At 72.5% G+C, this 13,615-nt stretch carries 12 protein-coding genes and 1 tRNA gene; 9 read left to right on the top strand and 4 right to left on the bottom strand.

Annotated features, from left to right (window positions below; translation table 11 throughout):
- Positions 1-409: 409 nt before the first annotated feature.
- From VGL20_15815 to eno, 4 genes are all read left to right on the top strand, one after another.
- The gene (locus VGL20_15815; protein HEY2705147.1) at positions 410-952 is read left to right on the top strand and encodes a TadE family protein; all 543 of its coding nucleotides are present in this window, start codon (positions 410-412) and stop codon (positions 950-952) included.
- Positions 949-2,982: a Tad domain-containing protein gene (locus tag VGL20_15810; protein HEY2705146.1), complete on the top strand. Its 2,034-nt coding sequence runs from the start codon at positions 949-951 to the stop codon at positions 2,980-2,982. Before VGL20_15815 ends, VGL20_15810 begins: the two co-directional genes overlap by 4 nt.
- Positions 2,972-3,736, top strand: coding sequence for a TadE family protein (locus VGL20_15805; protein HEY2705145.1), 765 nt, complete (start codon positions 2,972-2,974; stop codon positions 3,734-3,736). Before VGL20_15810 ends, VGL20_15805 begins: the two co-directional genes overlap by 11 nt.
- Before the next feature lie 92 nt (positions 3,737-3,828).
- On the top strand, positions 3,829-5,136 hold the full coding sequence (eno, locus tag VGL20_15800) for a phosphopyruvate hydratase (protein HEY2705144.1): 1,308 nt from the start codon (positions 3,829-3,831) through the stop codon (positions 5,134-5,136).
- 21 nt (positions 5,137-5,157) lie between these two features.
- Here the strand turns inward: eno and VGL20_15795 are convergent, their stop codons facing one another.
- From VGL20_15795 to VGL20_15780, 4 genes are all read right to left on the bottom strand, one after another.
- A complete protein-coding gene (locus VGL20_15795) occupies positions 5,158-6,183 on the bottom strand; it encodes a hypothetical protein (protein ID HEY2705143.1) in 1,026 nt (341 codons plus the stop codon).
- Between the two features lie 203 nt (positions 6,184-6,386).
- The gene (locus VGL20_15790) at positions 6,387-6,899 is read right to left on the bottom strand and encodes a hypothetical protein (protein HEY2705142.1); all 513 of its coding nucleotides are present in this window, start codon (positions 6,897-6,899) and stop codon (positions 6,387-6,389) included.
- 82 nt (positions 6,900-6,981) lie between these two features.
- A complete protein-coding gene (locus tag VGL20_15785; GenBank protein ID HEY2705141.1) occupies positions 6,982-7,503 on the bottom strand; it encodes a hypothetical protein in 522 nt (173 codons plus the stop codon).
- Positions 7,504-7,758: 255 nt separating this feature from the next.
- Positions 7,759-9,201 carry an MFS transporter gene (locus tag VGL20_15780; protein HEY2705140.1) on the bottom strand — a complete coding sequence of 481 codons (1,443 nt, stop codon included), beginning with the start codon at positions 9,199-9,201 and terminating at the stop codon, positions 7,759-7,761.
- Between the two features lie 132 nt (positions 9,202-9,333).
- Between VGL20_15780 and VGL20_15775 the strand changes: the two genes are divergently transcribed.
- From VGL20_15775 to VGL20_15755, 5 genes are all read left to right on the top strand, one after another.
- Complete coding sequence (locus VGL20_15775) at positions 9,334-10,260, top strand: cysteine synthase family protein (GenBank protein ID HEY2705139.1); 927 nt, start codon at positions 9,334-9,336, stop codon at positions 10,258-10,260.
- A gap of 2 nt (positions 10,261-10,262) precedes the next feature.
- Positions 10,263-10,715 carry a M67 family metallopeptidase gene (locus VGL20_15770; protein HEY2705138.1) on the top strand — a complete coding sequence of 151 codons (453 nt, stop codon included), beginning with the start codon at positions 10,263-10,265 and terminating at the stop codon, positions 10,713-10,715.
- Positions 10,715-12,238, top strand: a complete 1,524-nt coding sequence (gene der, locus VGL20_15765; GenBank protein ID HEY2705137.1) for a ribosome biogenesis GTPase Der — start codon at positions 10,715-10,717, stop codon at positions 12,236-12,238. Before VGL20_15770 ends, der begins: the two co-directional genes overlap by 1 nt.
- A gap of 25 nt (positions 12,239-12,263) precedes the next feature.
- Entirely contained in the window at positions 12,264-13,328 is a 1,065-nt protein-coding gene (locus VGL20_15760; GenBank protein ID HEY2705136.1) for an NAD(P)H-dependent glycerol-3-phosphate dehydrogenase, read from the top strand.
- A gap of 20 nt (positions 13,329-13,348) precedes the next feature.
- Positions 13,349-13,422: transfer RNA gene (locus VGL20_15755), tRNA-Pro, on the top strand.
- Positions 13,423-13,615: the final 193 nt, after the last annotated feature.

The raw sequence follows: 13,615 nt of genomic DNA, 5'->3' as shown, positions 1-13,615 counted from the left end.
ATGACGGGGTGAGGGTGATGATGTTCGCGTGGGCCGAGACAGGGGTGACGGCGCCGCCGAGCGCGACGGCGCCGCTGGCGAGGCCGCCCAGGGCGAGGGCCAGAGCCTTACGTGGTCTCACAGCATTCCTTTACGAGGTGGATCGACCCGGCACGAGAGGAGCGGGTGGGCCGGGTGTCTCCCATGAGGTTCGAGGCGATTGGCCGACTCTCAACGACGTCCACCGCAGAATTCATGAGCAGTCGTAAAGGGCGATGAAGGACCCGACCCCGGCGGCCCGGCCGGATCGCTGACTCCGGCCGGAGTCGCCTGCCAAGGGTCGTAAGGCCGTGGCACCGCCAGGTGACCGATCGGTGACGAGCGTCATACCGGACGCTCGCCCGGTCCGAGTACCGACGAGGATGGCGGCATGCCCCCCGCGGAGACAAGCCTCGACCTTTCTTTATTGACGCGGTTGCAGCGTGGACCGGACGATCCGGAGGTGCGCCGCACCGCCCGCCAGCAATCCCGGCACGGCCGGCGCCCGCAGGGGCAGTCGCTCGTCGAGTTCGCGGTCGTCTTCCCCCTGTTCGTGCTGATCCTGGCAGTTGCCTCCACCGGCTCCCAGTACCTCAGCTCGGTGATCGGGCTCACCGGAGCCGTGCGCGCGGGGGCGATCGCCGCCTCCAACGACGTGAGCGCGAACTCCGCGGTCGCACTCACCCAGGAACTCGCCGACGCCACCGCTGCGATCAACTACGAGGAGGGGTGCGTCGGCTGCTATGTCGCGTCGCCGACGACGGGAGCCAGCGCCTGCGGTGCGGGTCAGAGCTGTGTGTGGATCACCAGGTCCACCGCGCCGGCGCCGCTCAACACCCCGATGGAGGTGGTCCACGTCTCCCATCCCGTGGTCCCCCTGATCCCGCTGCTCAAGGGGATCACCGTCCAGTCCCAGGCCGGAGCGACACCATGACCATCCGCATGCGCAGGCCATCGCGCCGTCCCCACCTCTGCCGGAGGCACGAGCGGGGGCAGGTCGTCGTGCTGTTCGCCCTCGCCGCCATCGTCGTCCTCGGGATGGCGGCGGTCGCGGTCGACGGTGGCTTCGGGCTGGTGCAGCTGCGGCGCGCCCAGAACGCCGCCGACTTCGCCGCCGTCGCCGGCACCAACGCGATCAAGGGCGTCTGCCAGGGCGGCGGCTCGGCTCCGAGCAACGCCGCGGTCTTCTCCACGATGCAGTCGGTGATCGACCAGAACTCGAGCGCGGTCGCGGCCGGCTGGACCGGCACCTATCTCGACAAGGCCGGCGCCACCATCCCCAATCCGGCCAACTACGGGCTGCCGTGGACGGTGAGCAACAGTGGAACCACCTACCCGCCGTCGACGGCGTGCGGGGTGGCGGTCAGGGTCTCGCCGTCGTGGTCGCCGTTCCTCGCCCGGATCATGGGCGTCTCAAGCCTGTCGACCACGGCATCGGCGAGGTCGATTCTCAATCCTGGCACCGGTCAGAGCGTCGCGATCGTCGCGCTGGACCAGGTCGAGCCCCATGCGGTGCTGGGCGGGGGGACCGGGACCTTCTCCGTCTACGGAACCATCTTCGCCAACTCGACGGTGCCCTGGAGCCCGTGGAACCAGACCCACAACGGGGTCAGCTACGACGACGTCGTCGACGCCAAGGACACGAGCAACCTGATCTTGCACGGGATCATGGAGACGGTCGGGCCGAACTGGCCGCTCGACTGGTGCTTCGGGACCAACGGTGGCGCGCCGCCCCCGTACAACAGCACCCCGCCGGGCTATCCACCGACCCCCGATCCGTACAACACGGCCACCTGCAGCGCGTCGTCGAGCGTGGTGCTGAAGTACGACCTGATCGTCAACAACCAGACCCAGCTCACCGACCCCCTGCTGCCGGGCGCCGGCGGCAGCGGCGTCGACGACCCCTTCGCCACCCCGACCCAGGGCCTCTGCCCGCAGGACGGCAATGCCGCGCCGGCGCGAACCGTGCCGGCCTCGGTGCAGCCTCCGAACGTGGGCACGAGCGGCACGACGGTGCTGCTGCCCGGCGACTACGCCAACCCGGTGGTGATCACCAGCGGCAACGTCCAGTTCGCCGACTGCTCCGGAGCGTACGACCTCAACCCCAGCGGCCAGTATCCCGGTGTCTTCCGCTTCGAGAAGGGCCTGGCGATCCTCACCCAGGCGGGCACCACGGTGCAGGGCAACAACGTGATGATCGCGACCGGGTCGCCGGTGCCGGTCCCCGGCAACGTGCCGGGGTCGTGGTCCGGCAACGCCTTCACGGCGACCGGCACCGGCAACGGCGCCCCGTGCTACCCGAGCGGCGTGACCAACAGCAACGGACAGGCGGAGACCGACAGCCGCTCGGTCACGTGCGGCGGAACCACATCGAGCGCGCCCGCGCCCTTCGGCACGATGTTCGCGAACGGTCCGTACAAGGGAGTGGTCGCGTACTCGCAGGCTTCCTCGTCCGCCGACACCAGCCAGTACGGCACCGGCACCAACTACGCGGCGATTCTGGGCGGCGCGGGCACCATCACCCTCACCGGACCCACCAGCGGCGAGTACCGGGACATCGTCCTCTTCCAGGAGCGTTCCATCCCGGGCAACACCGGCCTCGACGCCCAACCGGGCGACACCGCGACCGTCACCCTCAACGGCCTCGTGTACAACGCGAGCTTCCCCTGCTACGGCTGGCCGGTCGTCGGCGGAGCCTGCACCACCAGCATCGGGGGGAGGTCCAACCCCTACGACTTCTGGGATGTCGGCGTCCCCTTTCACCCCGGCGGGGTGCTCCAGGCCGGGGTCGGCACCGGGTCCGGGTATCCGAGGACGTCGCATGGGACCGTCACCGTCAACGGGCCGAGCGTTGTCGACGACTTCAACACCGACGGCGGGACGGCGATCGTCATCGACGGCACCAAGAACACCTACAACCTGCCGGGCGTGATCGGCTCGGGGAACCCTCCCCTTGTCGGCTGAGCGCCGTCCCCGGCTGTCGATCCGCCGCCGTGGCGCCGCGGGCCAGAGCCTGGTCGAGTTCGCCCTGATCGGCTCCCTCGCCATCGTGGTGATCGCGGGGACGATCGCCGGCGCCTACCTGTTCTTCATGAACTCGGCGGTGGGCAGCGCCGCCCGCGGCGGTTCCCGCTGGGCGACGATCGAGACCGGTCTGTACACCGGGCCGGCCGGCAGCATCTGCGAGAGCGGCCTCCCCGACACCATCGTCCACGCCGCTCAGGCGTCCGGCAACGTCCTCCCCGTGAACCCGGCGCACCTGTGCGCGGTGAGCGCCACCGAGCTGCAGCAGTCGCCGGTCGATCCCACCCGGGCGAACATCGTGGTCGACGCCCTGCCCAGCCTGGCGTCGCCCTCCTGCGTCACGGTGACGGTGACCTACCTGTCGAAGCCGGTGGCGGTGCCATTCCTCGGCACCATCACCCTCCAGGCGCACAGCAGCATGCCGTTCCCGGTCTCGGTGAGCTCGAGCAGCACGACGTCGGGAACCCTCCAGTGCCCCGGGCCCGGCCAGCCGATCTACCCCGTGACCACGACCACCAGCTCCAGCACCTCCTCGACCTCGGCGTCGTCGAGCACGACCACCACGGTCACCTCGACATCGTCCACCTCGGCCACGTCGACGAGCGTCTCGTCGTCCAGCAGCACGACGTCCACGAGCACGACCACGGCCTCGACCACCTGCTGGTGGTCCTTCTGCTGGTCGGGCGGCGGCTGACGCACCCGGGGTGGTGACCGTGGCGGCCGGCCCGCCACGCTGAGCGCGCGTCCATAATGCGGGCGCCTCGCCGGGTTCAGGAGATGCCGCCGATGACGCTGATCGAGGAGCTGACCGCGCTGGAGGTGCTGGACTCGCGCGGTAATCCGACCGTCGAGGTCGAGGTGCTGCTCAGCGGCGGCGCGGTGGGACGCGCGCTGGTGCCCAGCGGTGCGAGCACCGGGAGCCACGAGGCGGTCGAGCTCCGCGACGGCGACCCCGGGAGGTACGGGGGCAGGGGCGTCCGCCAGGCGGTCGCCAACGTGGTCGACGTCATCGGTCCCGAGCTGATCGGCAGCGACGCCGCCGACCAGGTCGCCCTCGACGGCGCGCTCTGCGCCCTCGACGGCACCCCGACCAAGAGCCGGCTCGGCGCCAACGCGATCCTGGGGGTGAGCCTCGCCTGCGCCCGCGCCGCCGCCGAGGCGAGCGGGCTGCCCCTCCACCGCTATCTCGGCGGGGTCAACGCCCACCTGCTCCCGGTGCCGTTGCTCAACGTGCTCAACGGCGGCGCCCACGCCCAGACCAGCGTCGACTTCCAGGAGTTCATGTACGCGCCGCTCGGCCTGCCCACCTTCGCCGAGGCGCTGCAGGCGGGAAGCGAGTGCTTCCACGCGCTCCGCGGGGTGCTGCGGGCGCGTGGCCTGAGCACCGGCCAGGGCGACGAGGGCGGCTTCGCGCCCGGCCTGCGCCACAACGAGGAGGCGGTGGAGATCCTCCTCGAGGGCATCGAGAAGGCCGGCTACCGGGCCGGCGAGGACGTGGCCATCGCCCTCGATCCCGCCACCAGCGAGCTCTTCGCGGACGGGCGGTACGTGCTGAAGGGGGAGGGGCGCACCCTCGAGCCCGCCGAGATGGTCGACCTGTGGGCGCAGTGGTGCGCGAGCTATCCGATCGTCTCCATCGAGGACGGCATGGCCGAGGACGACTGGGAGGGATGGCGGCTCCTCACCGAGCGCATCGGCGACCGCGTCCAGCTGGTCGGCGACGACCTCTTCGTCACCAATGTCGAGCGACTCAGCCTCGGCATCGAGCGCGGGGTGGCCAACTCCATCCTCATCAAGGTGAACCAGATCGGCACCCTCACCGAGACCCTGGAGGCGATCGCCATGGCCACCCGCAGCGGCTACACGAGCGTGATCAGCCACCGCAGCGGGGAGACCGAGGACACCACCATCGCCGACCTGGCGGTGGCCACCAACGCCGGCCAGATCAAGACCGGGGCGCCGTCCCGCTCGGAGCGGGTGGCGAAGTACAACCAGCTGCTGCGCCTCGAGCACCAGCTCGGCAGCGCCGGCCGCTACGCGGGACGGTCGGCGTTCCGGCTGCTCCCGGCGGCGGTCTCCGCCGCCGCCGGGTAGCGTCCCCCGTTCCCCCTGGGGTCAGGCCGTCGAGGCGGCCCGCTTCCGTCCGCGCTGGCGGAGGGTGGAGACCACGTGCGAGAGCACGACGGCCAGGACGATGAGGGCCGCGCCCACGATCGCCCAGATGTTCAGGGTGGTCTCGGCGGACGCCGTCGCCGGGGCGTCGGCCGCGGGCAGCGGCTGGTTGCCGAACAGCGAGTTGCTGTCCTGGCCCTTGCCACCGCTGGAGGCGCCGGCGGCACCCGCGGGGGCCGCGCTCGGCGTGCCGCCGGTGTCGGGCGCCGTGGCGTCGGTGCTGCTGCTGCTGGTGTCGGTGCTGCTGGTGTCGGTGGCGCCGGTGCCCGAGCCGCTGGTGTCGGTGCTCGTCCCGCCGGAGCTGTCGGTCCCGCTGCCGCCCGAGGTGCCGGAGCCCGAGGTGTCGGTGGTGGTGCCGCTGCTGTCCGGACCCGGCTGGAAGAGCGAGTTGGAGGCCGGGACGGGCGCCTGGCCGGGGCAGGTGGACACGCTGGGGTCGCAGTAGGGGCCGTTGATGATCCCGCCGGGCGCCGGGGTCGGCGTGCTGCCGCCGGGCGCCGGGGTCGGGGTGCTGCCGCCGGGGGCCGGCGTCGGGGTGGGCGTCGCCGGGGCCGGGGTCGGGGTCGCCGGCACCGGGGTCGGCGTGGCCGGGGCCGGGGTGGCCGTGGGCGGCGCGGGGGTCGGCGTCGTGCAGAAGAGGCCGAGGAAGCAGGACGGAGTCGGTGCCGCGGTGGGAGGCACCGGGGTCGCCGTCGCCGTGGGCGGCGGCGGCGAGGACGGACGCGCCGTCGCCGACGGGTGCGCGGACGACGTCGACGGCGAGCTGGGATGCGGGCTGCTCGCCGCGGCCAGGGTGGTGATCACGCTGTTGGGTCCGCCGGCGCTGCCGGCGACGCCCAGGACCGTGAGGAAGCCGAAGCCGATCGAGCCGGTGAGCAGCAACGTGCCCATCGACCGTCGCAGAGCGCGCCGCGGCACCCTCCGCCGAGCCACGTCGCCGTCATCGCCGATGCGGTGCATGCCGCTCACCCCTTCTCCAGTTGCCTCGAGCGTCCTGCCATCCCCGACCCGGGGATCGGCCCGTACGGGCCCACGGCGGCTCCCCAGGACGCTCCGGGAGCCCACCTCTACACACAACGAGCGCGTCGAACTTTTCTGTCGCTCCGACCGCCCGGCACAGAAGAGGGCGGGTGCAGCCCGGCTGCACCCGCCCCCGAGACCAGGTCTGCCGGCTAGTCGCCGGACGTGTTCCTGCTGCTCCCGCCGCGGGCGCTGGAGTGGCCGCCACTCCCGCCCTTGCCGCCGGTCGCCCTGCCACCCTTGCCGCCGTTGCCGCCGTCGCCGGCGGTCCCGCAGCTCGAGTTGCCGGTGCGACCGCTGTCCACGGCGCCACGGCTGTTCTTGATGGTGGAGCCGCCGGCCCTGCTGTTCTGGTGGGGCTTGCCTCCCGGGCTCAGGACGGGCACGAAGAGGTTGTCCAGCAGGTTGACCCCGTTCAGGATCTGCGTCTGCCCGCCGAGGATGTTGTTGAGGTCGTTGCTGGCGACCCCGCTGAGGACCCCGCAGAGGACCCCGTTTCCACCGGTGCTGTCACCACCGGTGCCACCGCTCGCCGAGGCACGCCCACCGTTGCCTCCGTGCGAGCTCGCATGACCGCTGCCACCACTCGCATGGGTGGTGACGGCCACGGCCGAGCTGCCCAGCACCGCGGCCGCGGCGATGGCGGCGAAGCTCGTTATCCGCATGAATCCAGACCCTCCCTGACGTTATGTAACGGGCGCGGCGGCCAATGTGCCGCCGCGCCCGTCAAAGGCATGGAATGTGGGGTCAGTCGCCGCTCTTGTGCGACGCGCTGCCGCCCTTGCTGGTGGACTTGCCGCCGCTGCCACCGGCGCCACCCTTCGCGGTGCCGCCCTTGCCACCGTTGCCGCCGCTGCCGGAGTTGCCGCAGGCGGCGTTGCCGGTGCTGCCGCTGACGCTCGCGCCGCGGCTGCCCTTGATCGTCGAGCCGCCGGCGTTGCTGTTCTGGTTCGGCTTGCTGCCCGGGCTCAGGACCGGGACGAACAGGTTGTCGAGCAGGTTGGCGCCGTTCAGGATCTGGTTCTGCCCGGCCAGGATGTTGTTGAGGTCATTGCTGAGGATGCCGCTGAGCAGCCCGCAGCCGATGCCGTTGCCGCCGGTGCTGTCACCGCCGGTGCCGCCGCCGGCGGAGGCGGTGCCGCCCTTCCCGCCGGTGGACTTCGAGGACGCGCTCCCGCCGTGCGCCTTCGACGCATGGCTGGTGAGCGTCATGGCGGAGCCGCCGAGTACCGCCGCGGTGGCGAGGGCAGCGATGCCGATGATGCGCATGTGGACGATTCCCTCCCTGGTTGTCTGGTCGAGCCTGATCCGGCTCGGTGACCGTTACGTCTAACCAGACGAACGAGGGCGTGCACAGCTTGCACTTTTCGCGCAGATATACGCGTATGCTGCGTTAGAGCACCACGAGCCCCTCGATCCCCACGCACGAACGTGGTGATCGGGGCCATCGTGGGGTCCTCACGCGGGCCGGGCCGTCCTCAGGTCCAACGGGGGAGCTGGAGATTCCTTGCCGCCGCGGACGGGCTACCATCCCAGGGCATCACCCGGACCCGGCCGTCCCGAGGGAGAACCATGGCGATCCTGCGTCTCGTGAACGGTGGCGACGTCACCGTCAAGCTCACCGTCACGGAGCTCCTCGCGGCGCTCTCCACCGGCTCCGAGTTCGTCGAGCTCCCCGGCGACGAGGGGCCGGTCCACGTCCGTCCCAGCGGCGTGGTCGCCGTCCTGGACCATACCCAGCGGCAGAGCTCCGGCTTCCGCGTCGCCTCCTCGGCCTCGGCCTCCGCCTCCTCCTAGCGGCGCGCTCGCGGGCGCGCGGGCGGGGATGGCCACCGCGCAGAGCACCGCCATCACCAGCAGCGCCGCGCCGCCGGCCCAGAACGGGATTCCCTCGCGCACCCCGTACAGGGCGCCGAGCACCGACGCGCCGACCGCCGAGCCGCCGAACTGGAAGAGGCCGCCGGTGCCCATCATCCGGCCGCGGCCGCCGGCGGACGCCGCCTCGGAGAGGGTGGCGTACAGCGACGGCTCGACCAGGACGAAGGCGGCCGCCTCGACGGTGCCCAGGGCGAGGATCACGGCGAGCGAGTGCAGCAGGGGATAGGTGGCGGCGCAGACGCTCACCACCGCGAGGGCGGTTCCCAGGATCACCCGCCGGTCGGCGCGGTCTGCCAGACGCCCGGCGGGGGTGGCGAGCAGGAGCATCGGCAGCGCGAAGAGGGTGATCGAGACGCCCACCACGAAGGTGCTGACGCCGCGCGCGGAGAGGTACTGGGGCCAGACGACGTCGTACATGGTGAAGACCAGCCCGACGGTGGCCAGGGTCACGCACGCGACCAGCACCCCGCGAGCGCGCCACCAGCGTGGCGGCGCGGTCGCGGGGTGGTCGTGGGCCGCCGGCGCCACCCGGGTCTCGGGGACCCCGAACACCGCGCCGAGGCCGAGGAGCACGGCGACCCCGGCGACGCCGAAGACCGCCGACTCCCGCCAGGTCGCCACCGCCCCACCGATCAGCGGACCGATCAGCAGGCCAGCGAGCTCGGCACGCTGCAGCTGGCTGAAGCGGGTGGCCCGGCGGTCGGGCGGGGTCAGGTCGGTGAGAGCGGCGAGCAGGGCGGGGGCGTAGGCGCCGCTGCAGGCCCCCTGGGCGGCGCGGAGGGCGGCGAGGAGCCAGAGCGGGCCGTGGTCGGCGAAGAGGCCGAGGGAGATCGCGGCGTAGCCGAGCCGGGCGCCGATGAGCACCGGGCGGCGGCCGATCCGATCGGCGAGCCGGCCGGCGGGCACCTGGACCAGGGTGTTGGCCAGCATCGGCCCGGCGATGAACAGGGCGGCGTCGAGGGCGCTGCCGCCGCGGTGGCGCACGTAGAGCGCGACCACGGGGAAGAGCATGGCGATGCCGGTGAACATCACGAACTGGCCGAAGAGCAGCCGTCCCGCGGGGTCGGGGGCGCGCCGGAGGCGGGACACGAGCAGGAGTCCTACCACTCACGGGCTCGGGAGACGCCCCGGCCGGGCGGGAACGGATGGCGACCGGGCGGTCTCGGCATAATTGACCTCATGAGTCAGCAATGCACCGTTCCGGCCCGGCGTGAGCTGCGGATGGTCACCGACCGGCGGATCACCGACGAGATCGGCAACACCCCGCTGCTGCGCGTCCACCTCTTCGACGAGGGCGCGCCGGGGGTGGAGATCTACGCCAAGGCCGAGTTCATGAACCCGGGCGGCTCGGTGAAGGACCGGCCGGCGCTGCGGATGATCGAGGAGGGCGAGCGCTCCGGCCGGCTGACCCACGACCGGGTGATCCTCGACAGCACCAGCGGGAACACCGGCATCGCCTACGCGATGATCGGCGCCGCCAGGGGCTACCGGGTGAAGCTGGTGATGCCCACGAACGTGAGCGAGGAGCGCAAGCAGCTGGTGCTCGCGTTCGGCGCGGAGATCGAGTACAGCGATGCGCAGGAGGGCAGCGACGGGGCGATCCTGCTGGCCCGCCAGCTGCGCGACGCCGATCCCGACCGCTACTTCATGCCCGACCAGTACAACAACGACGCCAACTGGCGGGCCCACTACGACGGCACCGGCCTGGAGATCTGGGAGCAGACCGGCGGGCGGGTGACCCACTTCATCGCCGGTCTCGGCACCAGCGGCACCTTCATGGGCACCAGCCGGCGGCTGAAGGAGCTGAACCCCGAGATCCGGTGCATCTCGGTCGAGCCGGACGAGCCCTGGCACGGGCTCGAGGGGCTCAAGCACATGGAGACCTCGATCGTGCCGGGGATCTACGATCCCGCCCTCGCCGACGACAACGTGGGGGTGTCGACCGAGGACGCCTACGACGTCGCCCGCCGGCTGGCCACCACCGAGGGCATCCTGATCGGCCACTCCAGCGGCGCGGCCCTGCACTGCGCGGGTTCGGTGGGCCGCTCGCTCGCCGCCACCGGGCAGGGCGGGGTGATCGTGATCGTCTTCGCCGACGGCGGCGACCGCTACCTGAGCAGCGGGCTGTACCGCCAGCGCGAAGGCTAGGGGTGGAGGTGGGTGTGGTGCTCAGCCCCACGGCGGCGGCTGAGGTTCGGCGGCTGGCCGCTTCCGCGTACCCCGACGAGGGGTGCGGGGTGCTGATCGGGACCGCCGGCACCGGTGAGGTCCTGGCCGTCCGGTCGGTCACCTCGGGACGGAACCTCGCCCCCCGCGGCCGCGACCGCTTCGAGCTCGATCCCCTCGCCATCCTCCGCGCCGAGCGGGCGGCCCGGGAGGAGGGTCTCGAGGTGCTCGGGTTCTGGCACTCGCATCCCGACCATCCGGCGGTGCCGTCGCGCCTCGACACCGAGCGGGCGTGGGCGGAGTACCTCTACGTGATCGTGTCGTCCTCGGCGGAGGCCACCGGGGAGGTGCGCGGCTGGCGGCTGCTGCCCGGCGCCGGCGGGTTCGCCGAGGTGGGCATGGCGGTCGACGGCGTCGCCGCCGAGGCGGGACGCTGATGCCACCGCGCACCGGTCGCGGCCACACCGCGAGCACCCGGACGCCGCGGCGGCTGCGCCACCGCCGCGCCGAGGCGTCGACCGCCACCCCGTCGGGGATCGTCGCCATCGTCGGCCGTCCCAACGTCGGCAAGTCGACCCTCTTCAACCGCCTGACCGGTGAGCGTCGCGCCATCGTCGACGAGTTCGCGGGGCTGACCCGCGACCGCCTCTACGGGGTCGCGGAGTGGGCGGGCCGGCGGTTCACCGTGGTCGACACCGCCGGGCTCGACACCGGTGGCAGGAACGACGGCTCCGACCTGGCGCAGCTGGTCAGCGGCACCCAGCAGCAGGCGCGCCTGGCGGTCGCCGAGGCGGACGTGTGCCTCCTCCTCGTGGACGTCCGCGACGGCGTCACCGGCCTCGACGAGGAGGTGGCGGCGCTGCTGCGCACCGGCGGCAGGCCGGTGCTGCTGGCCGGGAACAAGGCGGACAGCCCGGTCGACCCCTATCTGTCGCACGAGCTCTACCGGCTGGGGCTGGGCGAGCCGCTGATGATCAGCGCGCTCCAGGGCATCGACGTCGGCGACCTCTGCGACCGCCTGGTCGAGGCGCTGCCGGCGCCGGCCGAGGACGACGGTGGTGAGGTGGAGGACGGTGCCGAGGTGGTCGATGGCGAGGCCGCCGCCGCCGCGACGCCGGTGCGGGTGGCCATCGTGGGCCGGCCGAACGTGGGCAAGTCGTCGCTGCTCAATGCCCTGGTGGGGGAGGAGCGCGCGCTGGTGTCGCCGGTGCCCGGCACCACCCGCGACACCGTCGACACTCGCATCGAGGACGAGCACGGCGAGGTGGTGCTGGTCGACACCGCGGGCATCCGCCGCCGCGGCGTGATCGGCACCGACGTCGAGCACTACAGCCTGCTCCGCGCGCTGCGCGCGATGGAGCGGAGCGACGTCGCCGTGGTGGTGGTCGACGGCTCGACCGGAGTGGTCGCCCAGGACCGCCACGTCGCCGGGTACGCCGCCGAGGCGGGCAAGGGCCTGGTCGTGGTGATCAACAAGTGGGACCTCCTCGACACCGAGACCCGCGCCGATTCCGCCACCCTCAACAAGGTCCACGAGGCGTTCTCGTTCGTCCCCGGGGTGCCGGTGCTGGCGGTGAGCGCCCTCGAGGGCCGGGGGGTGAACCGGGTGCTGGCCGCGGCGCGGCAGGTGGCGGCGGCGCGGAGCACCCGCATCCCCACCGGGCCGCTGAACTCGCTGCTGCGGACCGCGATCGAGGAGCATCCACCCCGGTTCCACAAGGGTCGGAAGCTGAAGCTGCTCTACGCCGCCCAGGCCCAGAGCCAGACCCCGACCATCGCCCTGTTCGTGAACGATCCCGAGATGATGCACTTCGCCTACCAGCGCTACCTCGAGAACCGCATCCGGGCGGTGTTCGGCTTCGCCGGCGTGCCCCTGCGGGTGGTGCTCCGGGCCCGGGCGGAGAAGGACGACGGCGGCGTCGCCGACCGCCGCCGGGCCGCGATCCGCGGGCGCCGGTAGCCGGACGGCAGGGGAGGGGGGGCTCGTGATCGCCGTGCTCGGGGCGGGCTCGTGGGGTACCGCCCTGGCCTCGGTGCTCGCGGCCTCGGGACGGGCGGTCACGCTCTGGGCCCGCGACCCGGCGCTGGCGCTGCGTCTCGCTGCCGAGTGGCGCAACCCGGCCTACCTGCCCGGGATCTCGCTCAGCCCGGAGATGCGGGTGACCGGCGATCTCCAGGAGGCGCTGAGCGGGGCGGCGATCGTCGTGCTCGCGGTGCCGACCCACGGGATGCGCGCCACCGTCGAGCGCTGCCGCTCCGTGCTGGAACCCGGCTGCGCGGTGGTGAGCGCCGCCAAGGGCTTCGAGACCGGGACCGAGATGACCATGAGTCAGGTGCTGGTCGACGTCCTCGGACCCTCCTGGGGGGAGCGGGTGGCGGCCCTGAGCGGGCCGAACATCGCCATGGAGATCGCCCGCGGCCTGCCCGCGGCGACGGTGGTGGCGAGCCGCTCGGAGGCCACCGCCGCGCTGGTCCGCGACGCCTGCACCGGCGACCGGCTGCGCGTCTACAGCACCGGCGACCTGGTCGGGGTCGAGTACGGAGGGGCGCTGAAGAACGTGGTGGCGATCGCCGCCGGGGTCTGCGACGGCACCGGAAGCGGCGACAACGGCAAGTCGGCGCTGATCACCCGCGGCCTCGCCGAGATGGCCCGGCTGGGGGTGCGGGCCGGGGCCCAGCCGCTCACCTTCGCCGGCCTGACCGGGCTCGGCGACTGCGTGGTGACCTGCTTCTCCCCCTACTCGCGCAACCGCCGGCTCGGCGAGGCGATCGGCCGCGGCCAGACGCTCCGGGAGGTGGAGGCGGGGATGTTCATGGTGGCCGAGGGGGTCAACGCCGCCCGGGTGGCCCAGGGGCTGGCGTCGCAGGCCGGGGTCGAGATGCCGATCGTCGCCGAGGTGTGCTCGGTGCTCTTCGAGGAGAAGCCGATCCTGGCCGCCTTCGCCGACCTGATGCGGCGCGGGGCCCGGGACGAGCTGTCGGAGTTCGGCCTGGACCCGCGTGGGAACGGGGAGGGGGCCGGGGCTCGGGTGGGGGGCGGCCCCGGCTAGAATGGGCCCGCGCGGCCCATCGGGGAGTAGCTCAGGTGGTTAGAGTACTGGTCTGGGGGACCAGGGGTCGCAGGTTCGAGTCCTGTCTCCCCGACTTGGCTGCGCAAGGGATTTCGATCTCTGTCCCGCAAGTGTGCGTGGGTCGAGTACCGCAGATGTACCGCACGGGTTCATAGCGGGCTCCGGTCCGTCCGCTTGGAGCGGTGATCGCCATTCGAATCTGGGCGTGTCTGGACGGGCCGTCGGCAACCCACCGAACGCGGAAGTGACGTCTCGGTGACGCCGAA

Source organism: Candidatus Dormiibacterota bacterium, assembly GCA_036495095.1.
Classification (GTDB): domain Bacteria; phylum Chloroflexota; class Dormibacteria; order Aeolococcales; family Aeolococcaceae; genus CF-96.
Note: the sequence above shows the minus strand (reverse complement) of the source record. Positions and strands in the feature narration are given on the sequence as shown.